Origin of the sequence: Paenilisteria portnoyi, from assembly GCF_014322795.1 — a bacterium.
GTDB lineage: Bacteria > Bacillota > Bacilli > Lactobacillales > Listeriaceae > Listeria_A > Listeria_A portnoyi.
Map to the genome: position 1 here is coordinate 1 of NZ_JAASTT010000027.1, position 26429 is coordinate 26429.

The 26429-nt window shown below is 44.1% G+C and carries 32 protein-coding genes and 1 tRNA gene; 28 read left to right on the top strand and 5 right to left on the bottom strand.

The annotated features are described in order from the left end of the window. Window positions 1–126: 126 nt before the first annotated feature. The 13 genes from HCJ66_RS14645 to HCJ66_RS14705 all read left to right on the top strand — a co-directional run bounded on the left by HCJ66_RS14645 (window position 127) and on the right by HCJ66_RS14705 (window position 9674). The gene (locus HCJ66_RS14645; RefSeq protein WP_187133810.1) at window positions 127–597 is read left to right on the top strand and encodes a hypothetical protein; all 471 of its coding nucleotides are present in this window, start codon (window positions 127–129) and stop codon (window positions 595–597) included. After that, entirely contained in the window at window positions 594–1118 is a 525-nt protein-coding gene (locus HCJ66_RS14650; protein WP_187133811.1) for a HEPN domain-containing protein, read from the top strand. Before HCJ66_RS14645 ends, HCJ66_RS14650 begins: the two co-directional genes overlap by 4 nt. Before the next feature lie 478 nt (window positions 1119–1596). Next, the gene (locus HCJ66_RS14655) at window positions 1597–1962 is read left to right on the top strand and encodes a hypothetical protein (RefSeq protein ID WP_187133812.1); all 366 of its coding nucleotides are present in this window, start codon (window positions 1597–1599) and stop codon (window positions 1960–1962) included. 234 nt (window positions 1963–2196) lie between these two features. Beyond that, window positions 2197–4029: a BglG family transcription antiterminator gene (locus HCJ66_RS14660; RefSeq protein WP_187133813.1), complete on the top strand. Its 1833-nt coding sequence runs from the start codon at window positions 2197–2199 to the stop codon at window positions 4027–4029. A gap of 6 nt (window positions 4030–4035) precedes the next feature. Beyond that, window positions 4036–5148 carry an amidohydrolase/deacetylase family metallohydrolase gene (locus HCJ66_RS14665; RefSeq protein ID WP_187133814.1) on the top strand — a complete coding sequence of 371 codons (1113 nt, stop codon included), beginning with the start codon at window positions 4036–4038 and terminating at the stop codon, window positions 5146–5148. Further along, a complete protein-coding gene (locus tag HCJ66_RS14670) occupies window positions 5145–5477 on the top strand; it encodes a hypothetical protein (protein WP_187133815.1) in 333 nt (110 codons plus the stop codon). The genes HCJ66_RS14665 and HCJ66_RS14670 overlap by 4 nt, the downstream gene beginning before the upstream one ends. 13 nt (window positions 5478–5490) lie before the next feature. Further along, a complete protein-coding gene (locus tag HCJ66_RS14675; protein WP_187133846.1) occupies window positions 5491–5856 on the top strand; it encodes an SFCGS family glycine-rich protein in 366 nt (121 codons plus the stop codon). A 1-nt stretch (window position 5857) separates the two neighbouring features. Then, window positions 5858–6199, top strand: a complete 342-nt coding sequence (locus HCJ66_RS14680; RefSeq protein ID WP_187133816.1) for a DUF4312 family protein — start codon at window positions 5858–5860, stop codon at window positions 6197–6199. A gap of 9 nt (window positions 6200–6208) precedes the next feature. Further along, a complete protein-coding gene (locus HCJ66_RS14685) occupies window positions 6209–6991 on the top strand; it encodes a DUF4311 domain-containing protein (protein WP_187133817.1) in 783 nt (260 codons plus the stop codon). A gap of 4 nt (window positions 6992–6995) precedes the next feature. Beyond that, window positions 6996–7646 (top strand): DUF4310 family protein, encoded by a 651-nt coding sequence (locus tag HCJ66_RS14690; RefSeq protein ID WP_187133818.1) that lies wholly within the window; start codon window positions 6996–6998, stop codon window positions 7644–7646. 19 nt (window positions 7647–7665) lie between these two features. Then, the gene (locus HCJ66_RS14695; protein ID WP_187133819.1) at window positions 7666–8763 is read left to right on the top strand and encodes a DgaE family pyridoxal phosphate-dependent ammonia lyase; all 1098 of its coding nucleotides are present in this window, start codon (window positions 7666–7668) and stop codon (window positions 8761–8763) included. A 26-nt stretch (window positions 8764–8789) separates the two neighbouring features. After that, complete coding sequence (dagF, locus tag HCJ66_RS14700) at window positions 8790–9533, top strand: 2-dehydro-3-deoxy-phosphogluconate aldolase (protein WP_187133820.1); 744 nt, start codon at window positions 8790–8792, stop codon at window positions 9531–9533. Window positions 9534–9601: 68 nt separating this feature from the next. Next, window positions 9602–9674 (top strand) — tRNA-Ala (locus HCJ66_RS14705). Between the two features lie 56 nt (window positions 9675–9730). Here the strand turns inward: HCJ66_RS14705 and HCJ66_RS14710 are convergent. Both HCJ66_RS14710 and HCJ66_RS14715 read right to left on the bottom strand, forming a co-directional pair. Next, window positions 9731–10249 (bottom strand): hypothetical protein, encoded by a 519-nt coding sequence (locus HCJ66_RS14710; RefSeq protein ID WP_187133821.1) that lies wholly within the window; start codon window positions 10247–10249, stop codon window positions 9731–9733. Window positions 10250–10331: 82 nt separating this feature from the next. Continuing rightward, window positions 10332–11564 carry a threonine/serine exporter family protein gene (locus HCJ66_RS14715; RefSeq protein ID WP_187133822.1) on the bottom strand — a complete coding sequence of 411 codons (1233 nt, stop codon included), beginning with the start codon at window positions 11562–11564 and terminating at the stop codon, window positions 10332–10334. Window positions 11565–11731: 167 nt separating this feature from the next. On the opposite strand from HCJ66_RS14715, the gene HCJ66_RS14720 reads away from it, so the two are divergent. The 3 genes from HCJ66_RS14720 (at window position 11732) to HCJ66_RS14730 (ending at window position 13344) form a co-directional block, all read left to right on the top strand. Continuing rightward, window positions 11732–12157, top strand: coding sequence for a MarR family winged helix-turn-helix transcriptional regulator (locus HCJ66_RS14720; RefSeq protein WP_187133823.1), 426 nt, complete (start codon window positions 11732–11734; stop codon window positions 12155–12157). A gap of 21 nt (window positions 12158–12178) precedes the next feature. After that, window positions 12179–13114, top strand: a complete 936-nt coding sequence (locus HCJ66_RS14725; protein ID WP_187133847.1) for an NADP-dependent oxidoreductase — start codon at window positions 12179–12181, stop codon at window positions 13112–13114. Window positions 13115–13182: 68 nt separating this feature from the next. Then, window positions 13183–13344 carry a lmo0937 family membrane protein gene (locus HCJ66_RS14730; RefSeq protein ID WP_187133824.1) on the top strand — a complete coding sequence of 54 codons (162 nt, stop codon included), beginning with the start codon at window positions 13183–13185 and terminating at the stop codon, window positions 13342–13344. 55 nt (window positions 13345–13399) lie between these two features. On the opposite strand, the gene HCJ66_RS14735 is transcribed toward HCJ66_RS14730, so the two are convergent. Both HCJ66_RS14735 and HCJ66_RS14740 read right to left on the bottom strand, forming a co-directional pair. Further along, complete coding sequence (locus tag HCJ66_RS14735; RefSeq protein ID WP_187133825.1) at window positions 13400–14080, bottom strand: phosphatase PAP2 family protein; 681 nt, start codon at window positions 14078–14080, stop codon at window positions 13400–13402. Then, window positions 14077–14790, bottom strand: coding sequence for an alpha/beta hydrolase (locus HCJ66_RS14740; RefSeq protein WP_343069022.1), 714 nt, complete (start codon window positions 14788–14790; stop codon window positions 14077–14079). Before HCJ66_RS14740 ends, HCJ66_RS14735 begins: the two co-directional genes overlap by 4 nt. Window positions 14791–15077: 287 nt before the next feature. Here HCJ66_RS14740 and msrA point away from each other — a divergent pair, with 287 nt between their 5' ends. From msrA to HCJ66_RS14800, 12 genes are all read left to right on the top strand, one after another. Continuing rightward, complete coding sequence (gene msrA / locus HCJ66_RS14745) at window positions 15078–16205, top strand: peptide-methionine (S)-S-oxide reductase MsrA (protein WP_187133827.1); 1128 nt, start codon at window positions 15078–15080, stop codon at window positions 16203–16205. Window positions 16206–16223: 18 nt separating this feature from the next. After that, window positions 16224–16913: a response regulator transcription factor gene (locus HCJ66_RS14750; protein WP_187133828.1), complete on the top strand. Its 690-nt coding sequence runs from the start codon at window positions 16224–16226 to the stop codon at window positions 16911–16913. Further along, entirely contained in the window at window positions 16910–17959 is a 1050-nt protein-coding gene (locus tag HCJ66_RS14755) for a sensor histidine kinase (RefSeq protein ID WP_187133829.1), read from the top strand. The genes HCJ66_RS14750 and HCJ66_RS14755 overlap by 4 nt, the downstream gene beginning before the upstream one ends. Further along, window positions 17956–19146: an ABC transporter substrate-binding protein gene (locus HCJ66_RS14760; RefSeq protein ID WP_246438712.1), complete on the top strand. Its 1191-nt coding sequence runs from the start codon at window positions 17956–17958 to the stop codon at window positions 19144–19146. Before HCJ66_RS14755 ends, HCJ66_RS14760 begins: the two co-directional genes overlap by 4 nt. Beyond that, window positions 19133–19936, top strand: coding sequence for an ABC transporter permease subunit (locus tag HCJ66_RS14765; RefSeq protein ID WP_187133830.1), 804 nt, complete (start codon window positions 19133–19135; stop codon window positions 19934–19936). Before HCJ66_RS14760 ends, HCJ66_RS14765 begins: the two co-directional genes overlap by 14 nt. Further along, the gene (locus HCJ66_RS14770; RefSeq protein ID WP_187133831.1) at window positions 19933–20658 is read left to right on the top strand and encodes an ABC transporter permease; all 726 of its coding nucleotides are present in this window, start codon (window positions 19933–19935) and stop codon (window positions 20656–20658) included. The genes HCJ66_RS14765 and HCJ66_RS14770 overlap by 4 nt, the downstream gene beginning before the upstream one ends. Next, entirely contained in the window at window positions 20658–21518 is an 861-nt protein-coding gene (locus tag HCJ66_RS14775; RefSeq protein ID WP_187133832.1) for an ABC transporter ATP-binding protein, read from the top strand. The genes HCJ66_RS14770 and HCJ66_RS14775 overlap by 1 nt, the downstream gene beginning before the upstream one ends. Further along, a complete protein-coding gene (locus HCJ66_RS14780; protein WP_187133833.1) occupies window positions 21511–22104 on the top strand; it encodes a CDP-alcohol phosphatidyltransferase family protein in 594 nt (197 codons plus the stop codon). Before HCJ66_RS14775 ends, HCJ66_RS14780 begins: the two co-directional genes overlap by 8 nt. Window positions 22105–22109: 5 nt before the next feature. After that, a complete protein-coding gene (locus HCJ66_RS14785) occupies window positions 22110–23462 on the top strand; it encodes a dihydrolipoyl dehydrogenase family protein (protein WP_187133834.1) in 1353 nt (450 codons plus the stop codon). Next, window positions 23459–24106, top strand: coding sequence for a TVP38/TMEM64 family protein (locus HCJ66_RS14790; protein WP_187133835.1), 648 nt, complete (start codon window positions 23459–23461; stop codon window positions 24104–24106). Before HCJ66_RS14785 ends, HCJ66_RS14790 begins: the two co-directional genes overlap by 4 nt. A gap of 74 nt (window positions 24107–24180) precedes the next feature. Next, window positions 24181–24954, top strand: a complete 774-nt coding sequence (locus HCJ66_RS14795) for a DM13 domain-containing protein (protein WP_246438713.1) — start codon at window positions 24181–24183, stop codon at window positions 24952–24954. 13 nt (window positions 24955–24967) lie between these two features. After that, a complete protein-coding gene (locus tag HCJ66_RS14800) occupies window positions 24968–25432 on the top strand; it encodes a DoxX family protein (protein ID WP_187133836.1) in 465 nt (154 codons plus the stop codon). Window positions 25433–25478: 46 nt separating this feature from the next. Here HCJ66_RS14800 and HCJ66_RS14805 read toward each other — a convergent pair whose 3' ends face one another. Next, the gene (locus HCJ66_RS14805) at window positions 25479–26408 is read right to left on the bottom strand and encodes an LCP family glycopolymer transferase (protein ID WP_187133837.1); all 930 of its coding nucleotides are present in this window, start codon (window positions 26406–26408) and stop codon (window positions 25479–25481) included. Between the last annotated feature and the right edge of the window lie 21 nt (window positions 26409–26429).

The following is a 26429-nucleotide window of genomic DNA, read 5'->3' on the forward strand; positions in this document are numbered from 1 at the left end:
GAACGTTTAAAAATGAAAAATCATAAAATTGGATTCGTCTAATTTCGAATAAAAAGCGACTTATGAAATTGGTTCAATTTAAAGGAATGGAGAATATTATTTAAGCAAGCTAATAACGAGCCAAGAATGAAAGACATGGAGTATATTCTAAGATTTTTGATGTTTAGCAATGAAAATTTTCAAGGAACCACAGCAATCTCTCTGAAAAAAGAACTTAATTTATTTATGGATACTACTAAAAATAATGTAAATGGTTCTAAATTAGAACTATATAGACGGCAGTTTATAGATACTATGACTCTCCTCGAAAAGATAAACACCAGTTCCTTTGAAAATTTAAATAGTGCTGGTCACCCAATGGGAAGGTTTCATCCTACAGTTTTTGATTCAATAGCGGTTGCAACTATAAGAGCAATTGAGAGTAATATAGAAATTCCTTGGTTGGATAATAGAGCGGAATTTGATAGGAGGAAAAAGAAACTAGTCAGTGATACTGAATATATAGAGTACATTACAATGAGAACGACTAATACAGCACATATCACAGGTAGAATAGAACTAGCATATAAATATCTTTATGGAGATGTTAGTCAATGATATATGTAGAATTTGAAGATCTATTGTATGAAAATTTAAGTGATTTGAATTCGCTTCAAACTATTATTAAGGAGCTATTGGAAGAAAAATTTGATAATAAAAAAATGGAACAAAGTAGTCACTTGACAAATTATTTTATTATCAGAGCCTGTGGAACGATTGAACAATGCTTAAAAATGCTCTTTTTTTGTCACTTCAAGAATGGGACTACTAATCAATTTGTCTTGAACTATTTAGAACAGGCTTTAATAACGAAGAATAGTAAAAATCCTTCTGAAAAAATGGTTACTGAGACTATTAAAATGTTTGATGATAGTAGAAAATTTAAAAACGAATTGAAAAATTTGTGTACAATTAATTTAGTAGCTACTTTTCAGCAGCTAGAGTCGTTAAGAAACTTAAGAAATCAAATAGCTCATGGAGATCGGGTTGTAACAGTATTTTCTGACATAACAGGTTACTTAGATAGTTGTTTGCTTTTGATTTTAGAGATTCAAAATACATTAAGTGTACGATACTGATGATTACTGATTCAAAAAAATATTAACAAACGAGAAGTTTATTAAATAATGTTGACAAAACCTCCCCTCAATCTAATATGGCCTTATACTGCTAATGCAGCTCATTTAACCAAAACTATTGGTATAAGCTCAGTATCTTAATTTTCAAAAAAGAGCAGGTTGAGGGCCTAGTGGGGTAAAACCCGTGGAGGTTCAAGTCCTCTCGGCCGCATTGTTGGGGTTGTTCGATCTTGGATTGATACAACCCCGATATCCATGTGAACGTGCGTGGATATGAAATCGATTTGAATGTCTGAATAAGCTTGTGAGTCTGGTGTTTACGCTAGATTTGCGAGCTTTTTTGTATTTGGAGCTGGAATCGGATTTAGGAAAAGTGGGGGCTAAGATTCGTGGTTTTAGTGCTATTTTTATGGTAGCATTAAGAATATCAAATTTAAGGGAGATTTGTTCGGAAAAATTAAGAAAGGAGTTCTGTCTGATGAATAAACGATTAATTGCTGAATCATTTTCAATGGGGCGCTTCGAGGAAACATACTCATATTTGTCTGATTCAATTGAATGGAATATTATCGGTGAAGGAACTATAACCGGGATAGAAAGTGTCATTCAAAAATGTGAGGAAACTAGTAACTATTTTAAATCAGTCACTACAACATTTAATGTTAAAAATAGGATTATTGGAGAGCATCAAGTTGTCATAAATGGACTGGCGGTTTTTGAAAAAAAGGATGAAGTATCTTTTATTGACGCGTGTGATATATATACATTCAATGACAATGGCTTACTTCAAAAAATCGAATCGTATTGCATTACTATAAAAAATGAGGCGATGCATGATAAATAGGGTCTTATTTTTAAAGAATGAATTTAATAGGTATCCAAAGCTTAATCAAAATGCCAAATTGGTGTTGCGATTAAGCTTTTTTTGCCCGTATAGCCACGACCTTTTTCTGATATGATGTAACTTAACAAAATGAATTGCACTAATCGAGGGCATGAATTTTGTCTGTAAAAGTAAGCGTTTTAATTCTATAATGAGAAGTGTAGTCCATAAGGTAAGAAAATGGAGGCAGGTATTATGTTGGGGCGGAGAGAGTTGCAAATCGTGAATCAGCTGCTTAGCGCTTCTGCTGTTGTTCGTACGAAGGATTTAGCAGATCAGATGGGCGTCAGTATTCGGACGATAAAATATGATTTGGAAAGGGTGCGAGATTGGTTTTCGGAGCATCAGGTTGTGTTGTTTTCGCAGCCGAATAAGGGTTATTGGTTGGAATGTGATGCGAGTTTACTGATGGAGTTGCGCAATGAGTTGTCGCAGATGGAGAATCAGAAACTGTATACGAGTCGAGCGATGCGTGTTAGGCGTATTTTAGTGATGTTGTTGCTGAGTGAGGATTATGTGACGGCGGCTTTGATGGCGGATGAGATTGATGTTAGCCGAAATACGATTTTGGCGGATATGAATGAGGTGGAACGGCTTGCGGAACGGTTTCATGTGTCGCTTAGTCGTGAGCAGCGCAGTGGTTATCGGATTTTGGGTGAGGAACAGCGACTGCGCTCGTTGTTGGAGCACTTGCTTATGAGTAACATGAATAATTATGAGGTTTACAAAATGACGACGCGGATTACGAGGCAGGACCGGGAACGAAATTTTCAGCCGATGTTCGATAAGCGAATTTTGCCGGAGTATCAGTTGGTGGAATCGGCGTTGGCGCAGTACTTTCAGGAGGAGGAGCGGGAAATTTGGCAGCAGGTGGATTTGATGACCATTTTGATTCGGTTGGCTATTTCGCTTAAGCGTTTGCAAATGGGGCGCACGATGGAGGCGTATCATGTGCTGGATATTGGGGCGGAGAAATCGGAGGCGAAGCGCAGTTTTATCGGGTTTATGCAGCGGGTGTATATGCAAAGGGAGTTTCCGCTTTTGAAGGCGGAGTATCAGTATTGTGTGGGCAGTCCTGTGGGCGGGATGTTGGAGACGGATATTGCGGCTCTGACGGAGGCGATGATTGCGTTTGTGGCGGAGAAGGAAGGCGTGGATTATGCGCTGGATCAGAAGTTGTATGCGAATTTGTTTGCGCATTTGTCGTTGCGGCTCGGTCAAGGTGGAGTGCCGGGAAATGAGTTTAATCCGCTGAATTCGGAGATTAAGCAGCAGTATCCTGCGTTATTTGGACATGTATACGAGGCTTGCAAAAAATTCATTTCGGATGAGCAGGTGATTCAAGAGTCGTTTATTTCTTTCATTGTATTGCATTTTCTTGTGTCGCTGGAAAATCAGAAATTGCACCAACGAAAAGTACGGACGCTCTATGTTTGTTCCACGGGGCGTGGTGTGGCTCGCTTGATTAAAAATCGCGTGGAAGCTGGGATTGCGCAGGTGGAGATGGTCGCGTATTGTTCGATTGTCGAGGTCGAGGCGATGTGTCGGAAGCATGCGATTGAGTTGATTATTAGTGTTTTTCCGATTGAGTCGGGTTTGCCGGTCGTAGTGACGGAGGCGTTGCCAAAAGAAACGGATTTGGAAATGATCAGGCAGGAAGTGGCGCGAATTTTAGTGGAGGTTCCTGTTGTACTGGACTTGGATGAACCGGTGGATCTGGTGCGGCAGAGTAGTCATGAGGAGATTAGTGAAGAGATTATTTTGAAAGGATTCGAGGTTTACCAGCAAGTCAAGGATGCGTTGGCGGGTGAAATCGATCGAAAATTGGAAAATGGACTGTTATTGCATATTTTTTTGATGGTGCAACGGTATTATTTTAATAAGCAGTATGATTTGGTATTGGCGAGTGAGGATGGTGAGCGGAGGGAGTTGAAGGAGCGCTTGACGACGGTTTTTGAGCAGTGTGGGTTGTATTTTCAGTCGGCGGAACTGGAGGCAATTGTGCATTATTTTAAGCAGAGAGGATGATGGAAAATGGATGTGTTGGTTCGGAATGGGAGGTTAGTGGACCCGGATGATATGACACGGGAGGCAGGCGATATTGCGATTCGTGATGGACGATTTGTTGCGGTGAGTGAGATTTCGCAGGAGACGGCGCAGGTGATTGATGTGGCTGGAAGTTATGTGGCGCCAGGATTCATTGATATGCATGTACATGTATATGAGGATGGGGCTGTGATTGGGATTGATGCGGACAGAGTTGGCGTGCAGCAAGGTGTGACGACGATTGTGGATGCGGGGAGTACGGGAAGCGATGGTTTGGCGCGTTTTCGGGAAACGATTATTGATACGCATGATACGGAAGTCTTGGCATTTTTGAATATTTCGCGAAAAGGGCTTTGTGAGGGGCTTTCAGAGCTTGCCGATCCGGCTGATTTGATGGGCGTGGATGAGGCGCGGGCGGCTTTTGCGGTGGAGCCAAATTTGGTTGGTTTGAAGGCACGGATGAGTGGATCGGTTGTGCGGGAGCAGGATGTGAAGCCACTCGTTCATGCGCGGATGGTGGCGGACGCGCTTGATGTGCCGATTATGATTCATATTGGGAATCCACCGCCGTATTTGCCAGATATTTTGCCACTCTTGAAAAAAGGAGATATCGTGACGCACGCGTTTCATGGAAAGAAGCATGGTATTTTGGACGCGAGTGGGGAGATGATTCCGGAGGCGCGAGATGCGCTTACTCGTGGTGTTCTTTTTGATATTGGACATGGTTCGGCGAGCTTTAGTTATGAGACTTTGCAGAAATTTAAGGGGAAATACGATGAGGCGTTTACAACGAGCACGGATATTTATGAGCGAAATATTGAAACGCCGGTCGGTAGTTTGATGACGACAATGACGAAGTTGCTACAACTGGGTTATTCGCTAGATGAGGTGGTGGCATCGGTTACAAGTCGGGCACGTGCGGCGCTGGGACTCCATGAACAAGGGACTTTTGCGGTGGGAACAGTAGCAGATGTGACAGTATTCGATGTGGTAGATAGAAAAATGGCGCTTGTCGATTCGAATGGCGAGGTGCGCGAAACGGCAAAAGTAATAGAGCCAAAAATGACGATTAAATCGGGACGGGTGGTTTGGAAGGCATGAGTTTTGAAACAGATTGGCAAATGATTTCAGAGAGAAGTGGTGATGCGATGTTTTTTGAGAAAGTCATGAAAAAAGCGAAGACTGAGGCGGAGCGTGATGGGATTTTTTTGGAGCCAGCGCAGGAGCTAGGGCTTGCTTCCCATGTGGCGGCAATGATCCGGCGGGGTCGGGAAGGCGAAATGTTCACGATTGAGGATAAGGCGCTTTTTGATGAGGTATCCCTTGACTCGCTATATTTAGCAACACGGATTTGTGGCATGGTTTCAGGGATTCATGAAGATGAGAAATATTTACTGTCGATCCATTTTGAGACGGCAAAATTAAATTAGAGGAGGAAAAATGATGAATCAAATTACAGTGGTGATTGCAGATCGGTTAGGAAAAGGACAAAACGTAGCGGCTGGTGCAGAAAAAGCGGGAGCGAAGGCAATTGTTGTGCCAGGAATGGGCGCGGATATGCGACTTGGTGACGTAATGAAGGAAAATAACGCAGATTTCGGTATTTCATTTTGTGGCAGTGGTGGCGCGGGTGCTTTGACGGCGCAAACGAAATACGGTTATCCGGCACATTATGGGATGCGCTCGATTGAAGAAGGCGTGACGGCGATTCAGAACGGAAAAACGGTCCTCGGTTTTGGCTTTATGGACATAGAAGAACTCGGTGAACGTTTGGTAAAGGCTTTCCAGGAACACGTGGAGAAACAGTAAGATGCAGGAGAATATAAAAGAAACGGTGCAGATTACTGGAAAAGGAAAAACGAAACAACATGCGATAAATGCAGCGCTTGGTCAAGTGCAGAAACAGGTGATGACGAAGTATCCAAACGCGATGATTTTGCGAATTGAACCTCGTGACGTCAGCATTTTAACGGCGACGGAAAAACGCTATAAAGAGACGTTTATGTTCTTCCTGTTTCCGCGTATACGGCAGGAATTTGAAGTGAAATTAGAAATTGCGTTGGATCTTGCCGTGATGCACATTGAAAAAGTGAATTTTACCGTAGAAGACAATACGAAAAACAAACTAATGAAAAAATTGGCGAAAGGGTAGGTTGAGAATATGGATATTTTAGTAATTCTATTTAAATCGGCAATCATCGGTGGCCTTGTCGGGTTTGCTGTTGGTGCCGGTGCTGCAAGGATGTTTCACGCGCCGACAACTCAAGGAATGGGTGCTTTTCGAACGCTCGGCGAATTAAATGCATGTGCGGGAGACGCAGCGAGTCACTTTTCTTTCGGGCTTGGATTCTTCTTCAATGCTTGGGCTTCCGTCGTTTCAACCGGAGCCTTCACGCAAGACGTCGATCATCGGATTATTCCGAACTGGGCGGCGGCATCTCTTATCCGAAAAGGCAGAACAGTAGAGGATACGCTACATAATCCGAAGAAAATGGCGATTGCTGGCGCGATTGTTGGCGTCCTTGTTGTTGCATTTTTGAATTCAACGGGTGCAGCGATTCCTAGTTCTTTGAAAGACATTGCAGAAAAAGTGCTTGTTCCAGCAGCGACACTTTTAATCAATCCGATCATGCCAGTTATCTTTTGGTTGGCAGCGCTTGATGCAGGAAAGCGGTCTGGTATTTGGGGTACGATTTTTGGTGGATTGGCACATATTATTATGGGAAATGCTGTTCCAGGTGTGGTTCTTGGTATTTTGATCGGTAAAGGTGTCGATGATAGTGGTTGGAATAAATTGACGCGTACATTATTGATTTCAGTTATTATTTTGTTCGTATTAAGTGCATTTTTCCGCGAATTTGACATTGAAATGATTAAGAGTATGAATTTGCCAGTACCAGACTGGTTGCTTAATTTTCACAGACTATTAGGACAGGAGGTGTAGTATAATGGAGCATATAACGGAAATTGATAAAAAGAACTTTTGGTTTGCAGACTGGAGTTTCCCGATTTTTGTGGCGCTTTTATCGGCTGGCGTATTTGCTGGGACGCATATGTATTACGTGTATCATGTGGGTGCGTTTAATGATGTCGCGATTGTGGCGTTGCTAAAAGCCGGGATGGAAGGTGGCGGATATGGTGCTGCTGCTGCGTTTGGCGCGAGTTTCCTATTTGCGCGAATTCTAGAAGGTTCGCTTGTCGGGATTCTCGATATCGGTGGCGCGATTCAGACGGGAATTGGGATTGGAGTGCCTGCCCTAATGCTTGGCGCTGGTATCACATTGCCACTTACGAATTTTGCAGTGGCGCTTTTGACAGGTGCGGTACTTGGTCTTGCGGTCGGCGCGATTATTATTGGAATTCGCCATTTCACAGTCGGAAAATCGAACTCGACATTTGGCGCAGATGTCATGATGGGTGCGGGAAATACGTCCGGTCGCTTTCTAGGCCCACTCATTGTTTTAAGCGCTTGCACGGCATCGATTCCAGTCGGCATCGGTTCGATCATCGGCGCGGCGATTTTTTACGCTTGGAAAAAGCCCATTGCTGGTGGCGCGATTATCGGCGCTATGATTCTAGGCGTCTTTTTCCCACTATAAAACGTGAAGGAGTTTTAGCATGACAAATTTAAATGAAAAATACGGCTTGAAACGCGTGATCAATGCGAGTGGTCGAATGAGTATTCTCGGTGTTTCAGCGCCGAGTGATGCGGTTTTTGAAGCGATGAAAAAAGGCGGTCAAAATTATGTTGAGATCGCGGATTTAGTCGATAAAGCTGGCGCACGGATTGCCGAAATGCTAGAGGCAGAGGACGCGGTTGTAGTCAATTCGGCATCGAGCGGTATCGCACTTTCGGTCGCAGCCATGGTGACAAAAGGCCACGAAGGTATCTCGATGAAATTACACCAGGAACCAATCGCAGCCAACGAAATTATTTTGTTAAAAGGGCATAATGTTCAATACGGCGCACCAATTGAGACAATGATAGCACTCGGTGGCGGGTGTCGCGTGGAAGTTGGATATGCCAATGAAGGGCGCAAGAAGCATGTGATTGATGCGATTAATGAACGCACCGCAGCACTTTTATACGTTCAGTCCCATCACGCCGTGCAGAAAAACATGCTTTCTGTCGAAGAAATGCGTGAAATTAGCCTTGAATATAATATTCCGCTCATTATTGACGCAGCAGCGGAAGGTGATCTGAAGAAATATGTTCAATGTGGCGATCTCGCGATATATAGCGGCTCTAAAGCGATTGAAGGCCCTACAACAGGCATCGTCGCAGGTGGAAAAGACTATGTTGCCTGGGTGAAAACACAGCTTTACGGTATCGGTCGTAGCATGAAAGTTGGCAAGGAAAGCACATTCGGTTTACTCGCAGCATTGGAGGAATATTGGGATAAAGCAGATACGAGCGCGATACAAAAAGAAACCGTGCAAAAATTAGCCTCACATTTTGCAAATCAGGCGGGAATCAGCGTGACAGAAGTACAAGATGAAGCTGGACGTCCGATTTTTCGAGCACGCATTCGGATTGACGCACAGCAAACAGGAAAAAGCGCGGTAGAACTGGTCGAAGCGCTCAAAAATGGCCCGATCGCTATTTACACACGAGATTACGGCGCAACACAAGGCTTTTTCGATATCGATTCGCGCTCGCTTCAAGGCGATGACGCAGAAATAATCGCGGCAGAAATCAAACGATTCGTCGCATAAAACGAATAATTAGGAGGAATTTTTCAATGAGTACGATACAAGACCGTTTTTATAAAAATTGCGTAGTTCTGAATGTGTTAGCGAATTCGGTGGAGAACGCAAAAGAAGTTTTTGAGGCAGCAGAAGGGCATGTTGTTGTCGGCGTGCTATCCAAAGATTATCCGACAGTTGAAGCTGGCGTTGCGGCCATGCGTGAATATGGCGCGGCGATTGATGATGCTGTATCCGTTGGGCTAGGCGCAGGAGATGCCCGTCAAGCAAGTGTTGTCGCGGCTATTGCCAAAGAATACGCAGGAAACCATATCAATCAAGTTTTCCCAGCTGTTGGAGCAACCCGTGCAAACCTTGACACAAAACCAGGCTGGATTAATAGCCTCGTATCCCCAACTGGAAAAGTCGGATACGTTAATATTTCCACAGGAGCTATCAGTGCAGGCGTTGCAGAAACAGCGATTGTCCCAATTGAAGCTGCGATTGCACTCATCAAGGACATGGGCGGGAATGCAATCAAATATTTCCCAATGAAGGGCCTGTCCACAGAACCCGAATTCCGCGCAGTCGCCAAAGCATGCGCAGAAGCCGATTTCGCATTAGAACCAACAGGCGGAATCGATTTAGAAAACTTCGAAGCCATTCTAAAAATCGCGCTGGATGCTGGCGTGAAACAAGTAATCCCGCACGTGTACACATCGATTGTGGATGCGGAAACTGGTGCGACACGAGTGGAAGATGTGAAGGCGTTACTAGGCATAGTAAAAAAATTAGTATAGACTTGTAATCTATGGAGCAAAGAATTGACACTCTCAAAATCCCTGTGATACAATGTTTTTATCGTCACGGGGTGTTAGCTCAGCTGGGAGAGCGCTACGCTGGCAGTGTAGAGGTCAGGGGTTCGATCCCCCTACGCTCCATAATTGATAGAAAAGGCATGTTCCGCGTTTATCGGGAGCATGCCTTTTCTACTTGCTTATTCTACAACACTAATCGAACTAGCCGTAATTCCCGGCATCGCAATTGTTTCACCATTCGCGTCATCAAACGCATACGTGCCATAAATTGTTCCATAAACCTCGACGACATCGCCTTTTTTAGCGTCGGTTGTCCCCGTGTAAATCACCATCACGGAGCCACCATCTTGCGTCATATTTACCTTCAAATATTTTGTCGCGCCGCCATCTATAACTTCTGCGACTTGCCCTTTTAAATAATACGATTCTCGCGCGTATTTATCAGGATTGCCGTTCAGCATCGCAAAGGATATCTTCGCTGCGTTTGGCTTCGCGCTTTCCGTTACTTCTTTTTGAGCCTTATCTTTCACGGCTTGCGCTTGTTCTTTCTGCTTCTCTTTAACTGCGGCTGCCGTTACGTTTTTTTCATCTAATTGAATCGTTAATTTATCAGAGGTTTCTGCTTGCTTTTCGTTACTTCCACATGCTGCTAAAAGTAGTACGAAGCCCAAAAGCAGTATCCCGATGCCTTTTTTCATTTCTCTCAATCTCTCCTCTTACCTTGTTTTGTGAAGCTATCTCCATTATATAATCATCACAAGGCGGATGAACAGCAGTTTTTTAAGTTTTTTGTTGTAATTGTTTCTTTTGTGTCGAAATTAAGTAGCCGATCGCTATGCCAATGGTCACGGTTGGGAAGAGGATAATCATCGCCATTATTTCACGCGAGCCTTCCACAACGTATCCACCAATAATGCTCGATAGCCCTTCAATGCCTTTCGCCCCAACTGTTAAAATGAAGAAGCTACTGATAAAAAGGACGACGCGTGGCGGTTGAGAAGGGGATTTGGTGGCAATATTCGCCATAACACCAGCTGCAATCGCTGCAACAAAGGTGCCAATTAAATCACCAGCCCACTGACCTACGACATATTGGATGACAAGAGTCAGGATTGCAAAAATCGATAACCATTTCAAATAGGTCATTGGAACGTTAAATGTTAAACATAATCCTAGGCAGAAAACGATGACAAATAATAAGATATAGACTGAATTAAAAGTGCCTGAAATATCTCCTTTATCGAGTGTCCGAACGGTTGCCCCAGTCACTTCAATCGCTAGCAAAATGCCAATCACCATCTGGAGGAGACACATAAATGCAGAGACTAAGCGAGCGGAACCGGCTGTTAATTTTCCATAAAAAACCTCGCCGGCAGCCGCAGACATCGTATCTCCCGGAATACAAATGAACAGCGCTGGAATCATCAGAAACACAGGCCCGTAGCTAATCGCAGTGTCATGGAAAACAGTGAGACTAACAATACCTACAAAAAAGGATGCGATGAGCGGGAAGAAAAGGCCGAACCTATTTTTTTCTAAAACGACGCATATTAGTCCCGAAATGAGGCCTAAAACACCACTAATCCAGACTTCTGTCCAAGTTGCAATAACAAGAGGCGCAAATCCCATCGCGAAAAAAGAGGTGCCAATCACGCGTAACCAATCAGGATAAATTGGCGGGGACGTCGCAATCTTTTGCATCTTTTCATCAGCCGTTTCAAGTGTGAGGCCATTATCTATGTCATGAAGCAATGTTTTGACAGAAGATATGCGTGATAAAGAAGCGATTCCTGGTGTTGCTTGAATAATAGCATGGTGAATATGCTCTTCCTCATGATAAATGGTGATTTCGATATACTCACTTAAGCATAAGATATTCAAGTGATAGCCATAATGCGCGGCTACTTGATGCAACTGTTCTTCTATCATAATGGTGCCTTCGCCGCTCTCTGTTAGCAAAACACGTCCCATTGTCGAAATAAGTGAAATAAATGTTTTGTCTTGCGTTGCCATTTTTTCACACCCCCATTTTTGGTCTGAACTAATACTTTGTAAAAATTATACCATAATGCGGTCCTAAATGCCTTTCGAGCAGATTCCTTGCCAAATTTAATTAAAAGAGTAAGATAGTTGATATATCAATTGATGGGTCAATTAATTGGTAGATCGGAGGGATTAAGATGGATGATGGCTGTTTGGAACGTGCGCTGTTGCTCGCGAAAATGCACCGTTTATGTAAAAATATGAACCAAACATTCGAGTCAACATTGCGAATGAGTCCGACGAAAGTGGAATTACTTTACCAAATATCTTGTGAGAACGAGCAAAATCAGCAGGCCCTGCAACAGACTCTAAATCTTGATGCTGCTGCGATTACAAGGCATTTGCGCAAACTGGAAGAAGATGGTCTGCTCATTCGTGAGAAACGGGCGCCGGATCGTCGGGCAACTTTTATCAGATTGACGGCATTTGGTGAAACGAGGCTTACTGAACTAACAGCGCAAAAAGAGGCTTTTCAGAGACGGTTACTAGAGGATTTATCAAAACAAGAACTTACGGGTTTTGCGGATATTTTAGAACGGATGTCGGCGAATATTACGCGTTAAATTTGGAGGAGGTAATGGATGATGAAAGCAGTTGTTATTGAAAATTATGGTGGTAAAGAGGAATTGAAAGAAGCAGAGGTTGCGACTCCAAAAGCTGGGGCAGGACAGGTTGTTGTTGAAATGAAGGCGACTTCGATTAACCCGATTGACTGGAAATTACGCGAGGGATACTTAAAACAAATGATGGATTGGCCGTTTCCGATTATTCTTGGCTGGGACGCGGCAGGTGTGATTTCTGAGGTTGGCGAGGGTGTGACGGATTGGAAAGTCGGGGATAAAGTGTTTGCACGCCCTGAAACGACGCGTTTTGGAACGTATGCGGAATATGCGTTAGTGGACGCGCCATTACTTGCAAAAATTCCGGATAATGTGTCCTTTGATGAAGCTGCTTCGATTCCACTTGCTGGTTTGACGGCTTGGCAGGCGCTTTTTGACCACGCGAATTTGCAAGCGGGTGAAAAAGTGTTGATTCATGCTGGTGCTGGTGGTGTTGGAACCCTAGCGATTCAGCTCGCGAAAAATGCTGGCGCGCACGTGATTACGACGGCGAGTGAGAAGAATGCAGCCTTTTTGAAAGAGCTTGGCGCGGATGAAGTGATTGACTATAAAACAACGAATTTTGCGGACGTTTTAACGGATGTAGATGTTGTTTTTGATACGATGGGTGGCGATATTCAGAAGGACAGTTTCCAAGTGTTGAAAGAGAACACTGGACGTCTGATTTCGATTGTTGCGGAACCTGATCAAGAACTTGCGAAAGCGAAAAATATCGTAGCGAAGAGCATCTGGTTGGAGCCTAACGGTGAGCAGTTGAAAGCATTTGCTGATTTGATGGCTGCTGGCAAAGTTAAAGCGATTGTCGGAGCAACATTCCCGTTCTCCGCACAAGGTATTTACGACGCGCATGCCCTGAGCGAAACCCACCATGCTAAAGGAAAAATCGTGATTAGTTTCTAGTTTTTGAATGTTTGCCGATTTTTCAATGTGGTAAAGATATAGATAACACAAAGCAAGGAGGGTTACACATGCTAGGTATCATTTGGGGAATCATCGTTATTCTGCTTGCCTTCTGGGTACTCGGATTAATTTTTCATATCGCTGGAGGGCTTATCAATATTTTATTGGTAGTTGTTCTAGTATTAGTTATTTGGAACTTGATTCAAAGCGCTCGAAATAAGCGTAATTAGAAAAGAACGAGGCTATACCGCGATATCCCGATTGGGAACGGTATAGCCTCGTTTTTTAGTAGACGTCTTTCCAGTTTCGAGCCAACAAATAGCGGTGGCATGCCTGACTATATAGTAGGAACAGGGCGCTCCCGCAAAGAACCGCGGTGCTGCCAAGTAGGAATCCGGCGGTGACATCCGATGGGTAGTGAACGCCAAGGTAGACGCGGGTGTACATGATTGTTAAAATGATTGCAAGGGCGATGAGCCCAATCAGGATGCGTTGCCATAATTTTGATACGGAGATGATAAGCAGAGCCGCGATCATGCCATAAAACGCCGTCGAACCTGTAGCGTGACCACTTGGAAAGCTATAACCGCCTTGGGAAATCAGCATATCACTCGGGCGTGGACGGGCAATGATTTGTTTAATAATCCATGGCAAAAGCGCGCCGCCAACCAAAACAACACCGCCAAACCAAATGGCAATGGTATAGCGTTTCAAAAGAAGGAGAATTATGAGAAGGACAACTGTCATCATCACAATCGCTGCAACCCCGCCAAAATTGGTAATAAAAGCAATGATATCCGTCTTACTGGTTGTAATATTAACGCGAATAATATCAATCCAGTAGTTGTCGAAAGTCTGAATAAAGCGTGCATTCGTTGCGACACCAATTAGCATCAATATAAAACCAATCGCCGTGATCGCGCTAAGCACAAATAAAATGTTGGCGTTCCTTTTCGTGTTCGTCATGCAAAATCTCCTTTTCGATCAATCCAGTTGAGTACGGTCTGAATTTCGCGATCCCAGTATTCCCAGTTATGCTCACCGGGTGATTCTTGATACGTGTACGGTAAATCTGTTTGCTCGATATGGGCTTTGAAACCGAGGTTGTTTTCATATAGAAAGTCCTCCGTGCCGCAAAGCTGTAAAACGCGCGGTTTGGCTGTGATTTTTCCTAATAAAGTGAGCAAATCGTTGTCGGAACCGCGGTGGGATTCGATGTCGCCAAATGTTGCTTGCATCTCTGCTTCGCCTTCTGGTCTGGCTTCGCGCAATGCCACAATGTCCAGCGCACCAGAAAGGGATGCCATTCCAGCGAATTTTTCGGGATAATGCAAGGCCCATTTGAACGCGCCGTAACCGCCCATGGACAGGCCTGCGACGTATGTATTTTCGGGTTCGGTAGGGAGTTTAAACCAGCTGTGGACAAGGCGTGGCAATTCCTCACTCAGGAATGTCCAGTACCGATTCCCAGTCTGCATATCTGTATAAAAACTGCGGTGAACTTGTGGCATCACGATCGCGATATTACGATTCTCCGCATAGCGAACGAGCGAGGAATTGGTCAGCCAAGCGGTGTCGTCGTCGGATAAACCGTGTAATAAGTACAGCAAACGCATAGGCTTGTCGGTATCGATGATGTCAGGAATAAATACTTGGAGCGAGGTTTTTAGCTGCAAGGATTGTGATGCGAAATGTGTTGAAAAAATAGCCATGATTTAGGTTCCTCCTTTTGTAATGGAAAGTAGTATTAGTATAACATAGTGGGGAATTTATTGGATAGAGTTCGACAGTTTTCATTCTAAATTAGGCTTTTTTTAAACTTAAGAATTACATAACAATTAGGTAAGTTATATAAAACTTCTTTTTTGTATGATAGGTGGGTAAGATAATATCGTTTTCCAACGTGTAAATCAGGGAATTAGATATTATTAGCAGACTATTGTATTATTTGGAGGCGGACTATATGAAAAAATGGTTGAGAAATACGCTTATTGTAATCGCTGCAATTGGTGTGGCAGGAGGCGTTTATGCGTATGTTTCGCATCAGGATGCAAAGTCGCACGGTAGCGATAATCTAGCATATCAAAATGTGGGTGATGATGGATCGGGGCAAGAGGTCGCAATTTTTGCGGGTGGTTGTTTCTGGTGTATGGAGCCACCGTTCGAGAAGTTGAAAGGGGTCAATGATGTGATCTCGGGGTATACTGGTGGCACGACGCGGAATCCAACGTATGATGAGGTTTCGAGTGGAAATACTGGGCATCAGGAAGCTGTGATGATAAAATTTGATCCGAAGTTGATTTCGTATGAGCAGTTGCTGGACGTATTTTGGCATCAGATTGACCCGACGGATGCCGAGGGCCAGTTTGTCGATCGTGGAACGCAGTACGGTGCGGGGATTTTTTATGTGAACGCAGAGCAAAAGAAGGAAGCGGAAGCCTCGAAAAAAGCGTTGGCAGAAACGAATCGGTTTAGCAAGGTTGTGACGCCGATTAAGGCATCAAGCAACTTTTATGAAGCGGAAACGTATCATCAAGATTATTATAAGAAAAATCCGAAACGGTACGAGTATTATCGGAATGGCTCGGGGCGTGATGATTTTTTGAATAAGCATTGGGGCAAGGATAAGACGGTAGATTTGCCGAGTTATCCAGCGACCTATTCGCAGGCTGATATCAAGGCGAAGTTGACGGATGAGCAGTACCGGGTGACGCAGGAAAGTCAAACGGAGACGGCTTTCCAAAATAAATATGATGCGAATAAGGCGGAAGGGATTTATGTTGATTTGGTTTCGGGTGAGCCGCTGTTTAGTTCGACGGATAAATTTGATTCGGGTACGGGTTGGCCGAGTTTTACGAAGCCGCTGGTGCCGAACAATGTGTATGAAAAAGAGGATAATTTCTTGGTGACAAAGCGGACGGAGATCAGGAGTAAGCACGCGGATTCGCATTTGGGACATGTTTTTTCGGATGGGCCGCAGCCAACGCATTTGCGGTATTGCATGAACTCGGCGGCGCTCCATTTTATTCCGAAAGCACAGATGAAAGAGAAGGGGTACGGGGATTTCTTGTATCTATTTGAGAAAAAATAAACGTGAGGTGAGGCGCGGATGAACACAATTTTACTGGTAGATGATGAGGAGACAATTGTTGATGTGTGTCGGCGTTATTTGGAGAAGGAAGGTTTTCGTGTTTTAACGGCGAAAAATGGCGAAGAGGCGCTCGTGATGTATGATGCGCAACGTGTCGATTTGATGGTCGTGGATATTATGATGCCGAAAATGGACGGGCATGCGTTTATTATGGAGGTGCAGGAGCGCGGAAAGGATACGCCGTTTTTGTATTTGAGTGCTTTAACGCAGGAGAAGGAGCGGTTGTATGGCTTGACGCTTGGTGCGGATGATTACATGTCCAAACCGTTTAGTCCGCGCGAGTTGGTGCTTCGGGTGAAGAATATTTTGCGGCGGTCGCGGCAGTTTGTAGAACCGGAGACGCTGACACATGGACCACTTTTTCTGGATAAAGCGAAACGATTGGCGTCGGTTTCTGGGCAGGAATTGGAGCTGACGATTAAGGAATTCGATTTGTTGTGGCTCTTGGCGAGTGAGAATAAACGCGTTTTCTCGAAATCGGAATTGTTAGAGCGCGTTTGGGGCTACGAGTATGATGGGGATGCGAATACAATTAATGTGCACATCCATCATTTACGGGAGAAATTGCAGGTGAACGGCGAGGTACCAGTGTTTATTAAGACGGTCTGGGGTCTTGGCTACAAGTTCGAGTTGGTGATGGAATCATGAAATTACGGACGCTTATTTTACTTTCTTATGGGATTGGCGTGATTATCGTGACGGTTGTGCTAGGTTTTAGCGCGTATCGGATGATTTTTAACACACAATTGGTGATTTTTGCGATTTTAATTACGCTCGGTGCGAGTACACTTGCTTTTGTGATTAACTATTTGTTGATGCGGCCGGCGTTTCAGTCGATTGATAAATTGGGAAAGGAAAGTCGCAAAATTGCGCAAGGTGAGTTTTCTGGGAAGGTCGATGTGACGGGGCCGCTCGAAACACGGATGCTGGCGGAGGATTTTAATGAGATGTCGGCGCGGTTAGACGAGATGTTTCGGCAGATTAAGGACGGGGAAATGGCGAGAAATGAGTTAATTGCGAATTTGTCGCATGATATTAAGACGCCTATTGCATCGATTCGGTCGTTTTCGGAGGCACTTTTAGATGGGATGATTGCGACGGATGCGGAGCGGCAGCAGTATTTGCGGACGATTCAGCGGGAAACGATGCGATTGACGGATTTGGTCGATGAGTTAATGGATGTCGCGGCGATTGATAAGAAAGAGCCAGTTTTGGAGCGGACGCGAATTTGGTTGGATCAGTTGCTGGTTGATGTTTTGGAGGCTTTTGATGTACAGTTGAAGCGAGAGCATCGGGATGTGCACGTGGCCATTGCGCCGGATTGTCAGTTTGTTTATGCGGATCAGAAATTTGTGACGCGGATTTTGTATAATTTGCTGGAGAATGCGTTGAAGTTTTCGGATGTGGGAACGGAGATTGAGATTGATGTGAAGCGGACGGAAGACGCTATTTTGTTTCGGATTCGGGATCACGGACAGGGAATTTCAGTGGCGGAGCAGGAGCGGATTTTTGAGCGGTTGTATCGTGTGGAGAAGTCGCGGAATTTGGCGCATGGTGGCTCGGGACTTGGGCTTCATATTGCGAAAAATTTAGCAGAGTTACATGGTGGTTCGCTGTGTGTGGAGAGTGAGCTGAATGTTGGTAGTACGTTTATTTTGGCGATACCGATTTGGAAAGAAGGGGAACTGGGATGAAGCGATTTGGCTTAATGGCAATGCTTGGATTATTGTTAGTTTTGGCGGCGTGCGGGAATAATAGTTCGTCGGACAGCGTGAAGGGCCAGGATTTTGCGCAGTTGGAAAAGGACGCGAAAGGTCAGACGGTGAATTTCTACATGTGGGGCGGGGATAAGAATATTAACGCCTACATCGATGATTTTGTAGCGCCGAAACTGAAAAAAGAGCAGGATATTACGCTGAAACGGGTGCCAATGGATACGGAGAAATTTATTCAGAAACTGAGCAGTGAGAAACAGGCTGGGAAGAAAAATGGTAGCGTGGATGTGGTTTGGATTAATGGTCAGAATTTCAAAACGGCGAAGGATGGCGGTCTTCTTTACGGCGAAATTACCGATCAGATTCCAAATGTGGCGAAGTTTGTCGATCCACTTTTGACGGAAAAGGATGCGGGAAATGCGATCGATAAAATGGAAGCACCTTGGGGAAAAACGTCTTTTGTGTTCCAATATAATGCAGACAAAGTTTCGAAACCACCGCTTAATTTGGCGGAATTGACGGCTTGGGTGAAGGCAAATCCTGGACGGTTTACGTATCCGGATGTGGCAGATTTCACGGGAGATGCGTTTGTGAGACAGGTGATTTACGCGCAAAATCCTGGGAAAGAATTCACTGAGGCGCCGACAAAAGCGGATCGTGAGAAGGCGTATGCGTATTTAGAATCGATTGGACCGTATTTGTGGCGTGATGGGAAAACATATCCGAAAACATTGCAGGAGCTAGATCAATTGTACGCGCAAGGTCAGATTGATTTCACGATGGGCTTTAATGAGCGTCGTGCGTTGCCGTTTATAGAAGATGGCACGTTTCCAGCTGCGACGCGTACTTTTTCACTCGATAATGGTGCTTTGACGAACGCGCATTATCTTTCGGTAGCTTTTAATACGCAACAACCAGCGGCATCGCTTGTCGTGATTAATTATTTATTGTCGGAAGAAGCGCAAGCCGAGAAGTTGAAAACGTCGGTGTGGGGCGATGGAACGACGCTTCTTACGAGTAAAATGACAAAGGAATGGCAGGCGAAATTTGACGCGGCTGGTGAGACGGGGAATCAGTTTTATAATGACTGGCAGGCGTTGAATGAGTTCCCGGATACGACCGCAGAAGCGATTCAGAAAGAATGGAGTAATTATGTCTATCCGTAAAGGCGTGGCGTGCCTGATTCCGGTGTTGCTTGGCGCGGTTAGTTTGATGTCAATTGTGTTGCTCGTTTGGAAAATGCAATTTTTAGGGACAAGTTGGGATGGAATTGTGGAAGTAAGTCGTCAAAAACGGATTTTCACAAGTGTTTTGTATTCTTTGGGTGTGAGTGTGATTGCAACAGTTTTATCGATTGGACTGGGTATCTTAATTGTTCGACAAGTATTGCTCAAACCTAAAGTGATGCGATCCGTGGCGCGGTTAAACACGAGTTTCTATTATCCACATTTTGTTGTAGCGCTCTATGTTTATCTCGTTTTTGCGTTTATTTATCCATATATCGGCGAATATTACAAAATTTACGGGACTCTGGAGATTTTGATCGCGTATTTGTTGAAAGAAGTACCATTTGTTGTTTTTTATCTGATGACGACGTATCGAAAAATCGATTTTGCAGAGGTGGAATTGGTACGATTGTCTGGCGGCGGGACGTGGCGCGTTTTTGCGACTGTTGAATTTCCAAAAATAGCGCCACAAATGGCGGAACTCATGATTATTTTATTGGCTTTTATTTGGACGGCGTATGAAATTCCGAGCTTGGTGGGAAACAGTTTTCCGGCGTTTCTAGGTGTGGTATTCTATCAGGGATATTATGCGACGGATGTGAGTGTGCAAGTGGCGACGATGTTTTGGATGGTTGTGGTTTCTGTGTTCTTACTATTGTTGGCGTTTGTTCTATTCGCTTCGGTGCAACGATATCGGAGCTTTTTGCGTAAAGGAAGTGGGCAATTATGAGGCTGTTTATTTATGGACAATATGTGATTATGATTGCTATTTTTGGTATCGTTGCTTGGCGTGGCGGAGAAATTGGTATTTTTGAGGATTCAAATTTCAGGTCGGCGATTGGAACAACGATTGTAGTCGCGGTTTTTGTTGTAATGATTAACTTGCTGGTGGCAAATTACGTGGGGTATTATTTAGCGCGGGCGACGGGGCGGAAATTGGCGTTTTTGGATGTCTGTTTGCAGCTACCCCTGATTGTGCCACTCATTGTTATTGCGGCAGGGCTGGACATTTGGTTTATTCGTTTGGATTTGACGGAAACAGTGCTAGGGGTTGTCTTGATTCAACTTTTGCCGACGTTACCTTATTCGATTAGGATTGCGCGGAATGCCTATTTGGCGCTTGATCAGGATATTAATCAGTATGTTTATTTGATGGGTGGAACGCGGTGGCGCCTGGCATTGGATGTCTATTTACCGCTTATGCGCCCAATGAATGAGACGATTTTATTGTTTTCGGTTGTGATTTCGATTGGACAGTATGCGATTACATCGATGATTGGTGGCGGGATTATTCAGACGGTGGCACTCATTTTATTTCCATACTTCACATCTTCGCAATTGCAAATCGTTGCAGCAGCGGCTTTATTCACGATTTTCATGGCGTTTGTGATGTTATTCATATTTAGATGGTGCTACAAAGGAATTGTGAAATTGGTAGGGGTGATGGGTTAATGGAGATAATCAGGGCTGAAAATATAACGAAACGCTTTGAAAACGAGACAATTTTGCATGGGGTTAGCTTGGCGCTTAGGCAAGGTGAGAAGGTGACGATTTTAGGTGGATCAGGGAGTGGGAAAACGACTTTTTTGAAAGTGTTAGCGGGCTTATTGTCGTTTGATAGTGGTAGTTATCAGAAATCAGGGGTTAAAATCGCGTATATTTCTCAAAAACCTGTGCTATTTTCGCATATGACGGTTTTGGAGAATCTTATTTTTCCATTGAAATGCCAAAAGGTAAAACGGAAAGAACGTGAGGCAATCGGACGGGTTTTCTTGGAGAAAAGTGAGCTGGCGAAATGGGCTGATGCGTATCCTTTTGAGCTTTCAGGTGGGCAACAGCAACGGGTTTCGGTGGCACGGGCGCTGATTGGGAATCCAGATTTACTATTGATGGATGAACCGTTTAGTAGTTTGGATGTGCGACTCGGACGGGATATGCGACAGTGGGTTTTTACGCAAATTGAGGAGCGCAAAATGGCGGCAGTATTCGTGACGCATCATTATGAAGAGGCTAAAGTTTTCAGTGAACGCGTTTTGCTAATGGAGGATGGTGTACTGAAAGAGGCGACGGATGCTGAAATCGATGTATTTTTCGGAGATGGTCTGTTGTATAAGGATGTTTATTATCCGATTGGTGCTTGGCGGATGGCGGATTCTGGTGTTCCGGTGCAGGTCGAGCGCCAGGTTATGCTTTATGGGCAAGCCTATTGGTCGGTGATTTTAGAAGATGGGGCGCAAAAGTTTATTATCGTGGATGAAAATAGAGCGGAAACAGCTTATATTGCACCAGTAAGGAGTGAAAAAGATGCTTGATACGAAAGCGAGACCATATGTGCGACCGATATTGGATAAAACGGCAGATTTCTTTTTGAAAATCGGATTTTCAGCAAACCAAGTGACGGTTTTGGCATTTGTGATTGGGATTGTTGCCGCGATTTTGGTCGGATTTGGCTGGATGTGGACGGGTGTTTTAGTCCTTTGGTTTTCTGGATTTTTGGATGCGGTTGATGGGACGATGGCGCGGAAAACGAAGCAAAGCGGTTTTGGAACGGTGATGGACGTGACGTTTGATCGAGTAGTCGAAGCAGGTATTATTGTTGCATTGGCCGCAAGATTTCCGGAACAGCAGTTTATCCTGTTACTTTTGATGGCCTCGATTTTATTTGGAATTACGGCCTTTTTGACAATCGGAAATGTGGTGCAGAATAAAGGCGTGAAGTCATTTCATTATGCAACGGGACTCGCGGAACGAACGGAAGGATTTATTTTACTTAGTTTGATGGTATTAACAGCGCCGACATTCCTATTTTGGACGACGTTATTGTTTTTTGTCATCGAAATAATCTCGACAATACAGCGTTTAATCGAAGCGCACAGACAGCTCGATAAGGAGGAGTGAGGACGATGAAAAAGCATCATCAGGTGATTGTGATTGGTGGCGGCGCGGCGGGGCTCTATGCTACGGCTGGCTTGGCGCGACTTGACGTTGATGTCGCGGTGGTTAATACAGACGCAAATATGGGCGGAGATTGTCTTCATTTTGGCTGTGTTCCTTCGAAAACGCTGCTACATATGGCGCAGGAGACGACGAACTGGACGGAAATTCAGGCGAAAATAAGGGACGTGATTGCGGAGATTCAAGTACACGACAGTGTTCCGCGTTTTGAGGATATTGGCGCGACGGTTTACATTGGAAAAGCGCGGTTTCTGGACGCACATCAGATAGAAGTCGGAGATCAACAACTCAGCGCGAAAAAATTTGTCATCGCAACCGGTTCGCGTCCAAAGGTTCCAGACGTGGCAGGTCTGGATGCATCGATGTATGAAACAAATGAGACGCTATTCCAGATGGCAAAACTTCCACGCGAAATGGCAATCATTGGTGCAGGCCCAGTCGGTCTCGAACTTGGACAGGCACTGCAAAATCTGGGCGTTGAAATAACGATTTTTGATCATAATACTGAATTTTTAAAACATTTCAGCCGTGATATTGCGGATATCGCTTTGCAAAAACTCGATCTGGCTATCCACCTAGATAGTACGCTAAACGAAGTCACACGCCTGAATAAAGATGAAATCAGGCTTAAAATCACAGAATCAGGGGTAGAAAAAACGCTAGCCGTTGAAAAAATACTTTTTGCGGCTGGACAAATCGCGAATATTGACAGATTACAACTAGAACGAGCTGGTGTCACCTACGACGCGAAAATCAGCACCAATCATTATCTTCAAACAACAGCACCACATATTTATGCTATCGGAGACGTCATCAAAAGCCCCAGCCTCACACATGCAGGAGGTGTCGAGGCCAGAACCGCTCTCACGAATATCGCATTTGGCAATTTCAGCAAAATAAATTATGACACACTCGCATCGGTCATCTACACAAAACCTGAAATTTATCAGTTGAGCGCGACGCAACAAGCCACTCGAATCCTATCCGCATCAGGCGCCAGCATCGATCGTTTCAAAACCGACAATGAACCAGAAGCACTCGTCAAAATCGGCATCGACAACAAAGCAAAAATCGTTCACGCGGAGGCAATTGGTACAGATATTTCAACAGTCATGCAACAAATCGCGCTACTAAAATCTAAAAACGCAAAACTCACAGACCTATCCAAACCAATCTACCCATACCCAACAAAATCAGAAATCCTAAAAAACCTATCTGATCAACTACTCACTGAAAAGCTCGAAAAACCAATATTACAACGACTGATCCGCAAAATCATAAAATGGAGGGGGTTATCATGAAGAAATTTTGGAAAGAATGGCGCGGTATTATTTTATTTGTTGCCTTCGTGCTCACAGGCGTTCTCATCATTTACAAACTCGGAATTATCGATAGTTTCAACGTGGCGGAACTTAGTCAAGTCGTTCGCGATATGGGTATTTGGGGCAAAATTCTCTACGTAATCACTTATATTCTGCGCCCGCTCGTCCTATTTCCCGCAACACCACTCACACTTTTTGGTGGCTACACATTTGGCGCGGTGCAAGGCACGATTCTAGACGTTATCGGCGCTGGAACAGGAGCACTTCTCGCTTTCTGGATTGCCCGTAAACTTGGGAAAGACAAAATTGAACGTCTGATCCAGGGGAAGAAATTAGAGAAATTCGATCATAAAATCGGTGAAAATGGTTTTTTAGTCGTACTCTATTTGCGACTCATCCCACTTTTCCCTTTTGACAGTATCAATTATTCGATGGGGCTCAGCTCGATTCGCATGCGTGATTACGCCGCAGCAACCTATCTTGGCATTATTCCAGGCGCATTTACTCTGAATTTCCTCGGTTCTTCACTCGGTCATCTCGATTGGCAATTTTACACAGCGATCGCTTTATACGCATTTATGATTATTTTACCCCTGATTGTGAAAAAAATAAGAAATACCTAAGAATTGCGTAAACGTTACCATATCTTTCGTTGTTATGATAAGAGAGTAGAAAATAATAACGAAGAGGGGTAAAAATGATGAAAATAAAAACAGCAATTTTAACAGTAGCACTTGGCTCGACATTGGTATTGGCGGCATGTGGAGGCGCGGATTCATCAAGCAAAGATGACAAAATGGACGATACGAAGTCAGCGATGACGGACAAAAAAGACAGCATGATGAAGGCGAATCAGAAAGTATCGATGATGGCCACATTGAGCGGGGAAGGCGCGCATAAAGTCAGTGGGAAAGCTACAATCAAGGACAACAAACTGATGCTGACTGATTTTGTGACAGATGAAGGCCCAGACTTGCATGTGTACTTAGCAAAAGGCAATGATGTGAAGGATGGTGTGGAAGTAAGCAAAATAGACCTCAAAGAAATGAGCCAAACATTTGATGTATCGGATAAAGATCTCACGAAATACGACACAGTCATGATTTATTGCGAAAAAGCCCACGAAGTATTCGGTAAAGGTGCACTATCAGATAAAATGGACGATACAGCGATGGCGATGATGACGGGTAATTTTGCAGGCGTTGGTCAACATAAAGTGAGCGGTACAGCAACAATTGACGGTGACGATTTGAAATTGATGAACTTCAAAACCGATGAAGGCCCAGATTTGCATGTGTATTTAACGAAGGATGGCGATATTAAAACCGGGAAAGAAATCTCAAAAATCGATCTAAAAGCGGCGGAGCAAAACTTCTCGTTGGCAGGCGTGGAAACAGCGGATTACAATACAGTCGTGATCTACTGTGAAAAAGCGCATGAGGCATTTGGTCAAGCGCCGTTAAACAGTTAAGGAGTTGAATCAGATGCGTATTCTTAAACAAAGCGCGAATGTCTTATTCTCACTTATCCGAATAGCTCTAGGTGTTAGCTGGTTTCATGAAGGTTGGTTCAAAATGCAAGCCAACTTTGATATTTCAGGTCTCGTTCCAAGTGTGCTCGCCAATACGGATTCCCCAGACTGGTACAAAGCATTCATGGAAAATGTTGTGGCGCCAAATACAGGCCTATTTAACATTTTGATTCCGTGGGGGGAACTCCTTGTTGGGCTTGGCTTGATCACAGGAATACTGACATTGCCAGCTCTGATCGCCGGAATTTTCATGGGGATCAACTATTGGTTGGCAGATATGATTTATATTTATCCATTGCAACTTGCGACTGGTTTTGTACTCGTCCTGGCAATACATCAAGCAAACTATTTTAGCCTAACAAACGCCTATAAAGTCTGGCAAAAAAAGCGTCAAACCATGGCAGGAGATAACCCTTGATACAGAAAAAGAAGCTCCCAATCACGCGGGAGCTTCTTTTTCATCTTTATTTCAACTCTAAGTTTTTCGCTAAAGAATCGTGTAATTTCTGACGTTCTGCATCCGATACATTGTAATACCAAATGCCGTCCACCTTACCACCATCACCAGCAACCGTCATATTTTCTACATTTTTACGTGCAGAAAGATAGTTTTTGGTGATACGTGTAATGTCTGTCATGGTTAAATCGGTTTGCATGTTCTTACCAACTGCAGAAAGAATCTCATCGAAGTTCCATAGTGTTTGGGTTGTTGCAATCTTCTCAACAACGGCTTGGATAACTTCTTGTTGACGCATTTGACGACCAAAGTCACCGCGCGCATCTGTTTTACGAATACGTGTGTAGGCTAAGGCATCGGTACCGTTTAATTTTACATTACCTTTTTTGAACTCTTTATCTTTGAGGCTAATGTCCATGTCGTTATAAACTTCAACGCCACCAACAGCATCAACTAGATCTTTGAGGCCTTCCATGTTCATTTTGATATAGTAGTTAATCGGAATATCATTTAAAAAGTTAGTTACTGTATCTTCAGCCATTTTTACGCCACCATAAGCGTAGGCAGCATTGATTTTGTTTGTAGAATCATGTCCGATAATTTCGGTACGTGTATCACGAGGGATACTCAACATCTGTGCTTTGTTCGTGGTACCGTTCACAGTCGCAACCATTGTTGTATCGGAACGTCCAACATCACCTTCACGTTCATCAACACCTAAAATAAGGACTGAAAACGGAGTGTTACCGTCCAATTTCACAGGGTTTGCAGCACCTGCAACGGGCGTGTGAATTGTATCCATAGTTGACTTTGTTTGGAACACGGCATAACCAACGATGCCTCCTAGAATTAAAAATATACCCAAAACAGACCATAGGAAAATCTTAAGTCCTGTACGTTTCTTCTTTTTTGTAGCTGTGCGTTTTTCAGCGCGCATTTGCGTCTCAACCTCTCTAGT

Excerpts from the sequence above, each read along its gene's own strand:
- HCJ66_RS14645 (WP_187133810.1), top strand. The coding sequence starts at position 127 with ATGAAAGACATGGAGTATATTCTAAGATTTTTGATGTTTAGCAATGAA.
- HCJ66_RS14650 (WP_187133811.1), top strand. The coding sequence starts at position 594 with ATGATATATGTAGAATTTGAAGATCTATTGTATGAAAATTTAAGTGAT.
- HCJ66_RS14655 (WP_187133812.1), top strand. The coding sequence starts at position 1,597 with ATGAATAAACGATTAATTGCTGAATCATTTTCAATGGGGCGCTTCGAG.
- HCJ66_RS14660 (WP_187133813.1), top strand. The coding sequence starts at position 2,197 with ATGTTGGGGCGGAGAGAGTTGCAAATCGTGAATCAGCTGCTTAGCGCT.
- HCJ66_RS14665 (WP_187133814.1), top strand. The coding sequence starts at position 4,036 with ATGGATGTGTTGGTTCGGAATGGGAGGTTAGTGGACCCGGATGATATG.
- HCJ66_RS14670 (WP_187133815.1), top strand. The coding sequence starts at position 5,145 with ATGAGTTTTGAAACAGATTGGCAAATGATTTCAGAGAGAAGTGGTGAT.
- HCJ66_RS14675 (WP_187133846.1), top strand. The coding sequence starts at position 5,491 with ATGAATCAAATTACAGTGGTGATTGCAGATCGGTTAGGAAAAGGACAA.
- HCJ66_RS14680 (WP_187133816.1), top strand. The coding sequence starts at position 5,858 with ATGCAGGAGAATATAAAAGAAACGGTGCAGATTACTGGAAAAGGAAAA.
- HCJ66_RS14685 (WP_187133817.1), top strand. The coding sequence starts at position 6,209 with ATGGATATTTTAGTAATTCTATTTAAATCGGCAATCATCGGTGGCCTT.
- HCJ66_RS14690 (WP_187133818.1), top strand. The coding sequence starts at position 6,996 with ATGGAGCATATAACGGAAATTGATAAAAAGAACTTTTGGTTTGCAGAC.
- HCJ66_RS14695 (WP_187133819.1), top strand. The coding sequence starts at position 7,666 with ATGACAAATTTAAATGAAAAATACGGCTTGAAACGCGTGATCAATGCG.
- dagF (WP_187133820.1), top strand. The coding sequence starts at position 8,790 with ATGAGTACGATACAAGACCGTTTTTATAAAAATTGCGTAGTTCTGAAT.
- HCJ66_RS14710 (WP_187133821.1), bottom strand. The coding sequence starts at position 10,249 with ATGAAAAAAGGCATCGGGATACTGCTTTTGGGCTTCGTACTACTTTTA.
- HCJ66_RS14715 (WP_187133822.1), bottom strand. The coding sequence starts at position 11,564 with ATGGCAACGCAAGACAAAACATTTATTTCACTTATTTCGACAATGGGA.
- HCJ66_RS14720 (WP_187133823.1), top strand. The coding sequence starts at position 11,732 with ATGGATGATGGCTGTTTGGAACGTGCGCTGTTGCTCGCGAAAATGCAC.
- HCJ66_RS14725 (WP_187133847.1), top strand. The coding sequence starts at position 12,179 with ATGAAAGCAGTTGTTATTGAAAATTATGGTGGTAAAGAGGAATTGAAA.
- HCJ66_RS14730 (WP_187133824.1), top strand. The coding sequence starts at position 13,183 with ATGCTAGGTATCATTTGGGGAATCATCGTTATTCTGCTTGCCTTCTGG.
- HCJ66_RS14735 (WP_187133825.1), bottom strand. The coding sequence starts at position 14,080 with ATGACGAACACGAAAAGGAACGCCAACATTTTATTTGTGCTTAGCGCG.
- msrA (WP_187133827.1), top strand. The coding sequence starts at position 15,078 with ATGAAAAAATGGTTGAGAAATACGCTTATTGTAATCGCTGCAATTGGT.
- HCJ66_RS14750 (WP_187133828.1), top strand. The coding sequence starts at position 16,224 with ATGAACACAATTTTACTGGTAGATGATGAGGAGACAATTGTTGATGTG.
- HCJ66_RS14755 (WP_187133829.1), top strand. The coding sequence starts at position 16,910 with ATGAAATTACGGACGCTTATTTTACTTTCTTATGGGATTGGCGTGATT.
- HCJ66_RS14760 (WP_246438712.1), top strand. The coding sequence starts at position 17,956 with ATGAAGCGATTTGGCTTAATGGCAATGCTTGGATTATTGTTAGTTTTG.
- HCJ66_RS14765 (WP_187133830.1), top strand. The coding sequence starts at position 19,133 with ATGTCTATCCGTAAAGGCGTGGCGTGCCTGATTCCGGTGTTGCTTGGC.
- HCJ66_RS14770 (WP_187133831.1), top strand. The coding sequence starts at position 19,933 with ATGAGGCTGTTTATTTATGGACAATATGTGATTATGATTGCTATTTTT.
- HCJ66_RS14775 (WP_187133832.1), top strand. The coding sequence starts at position 20,658 with ATGGAGATAATCAGGGCTGAAAATATAACGAAACGCTTTGAAAACGAG.
- HCJ66_RS14780 (WP_187133833.1), top strand. The coding sequence starts at position 21,511 with ATGCTTGATACGAAAGCGAGACCATATGTGCGACCGATATTGGATAAA.
- HCJ66_RS14785 (WP_187133834.1), top strand. The coding sequence starts at position 22,110 with ATGAAAAAGCATCATCAGGTGATTGTGATTGGTGGCGGCGCGGCGGGG.
- HCJ66_RS14790 (WP_187133835.1), top strand. The coding sequence starts at position 23,459 with ATGAAGAAATTTTGGAAAGAATGGCGCGGTATTATTTTATTTGTTGCC.
- HCJ66_RS14795 (WP_246438713.1), top strand. The coding sequence starts at position 24,181 with ATGATGAAAATAAAAACAGCAATTTTAACAGTAGCACTTGGCTCGACA.
- HCJ66_RS14800 (WP_187133836.1), top strand. The coding sequence starts at position 24,968 with ATGCGTATTCTTAAACAAAGCGCGAATGTCTTATTCTCACTTATCCGA.
- HCJ66_RS14805 (WP_187133837.1), bottom strand. The coding sequence starts at position 26,408 with ATGCGCGCTGAAAAACGCACAGCTACAAAAAAGAAGAAACGTACAGGA.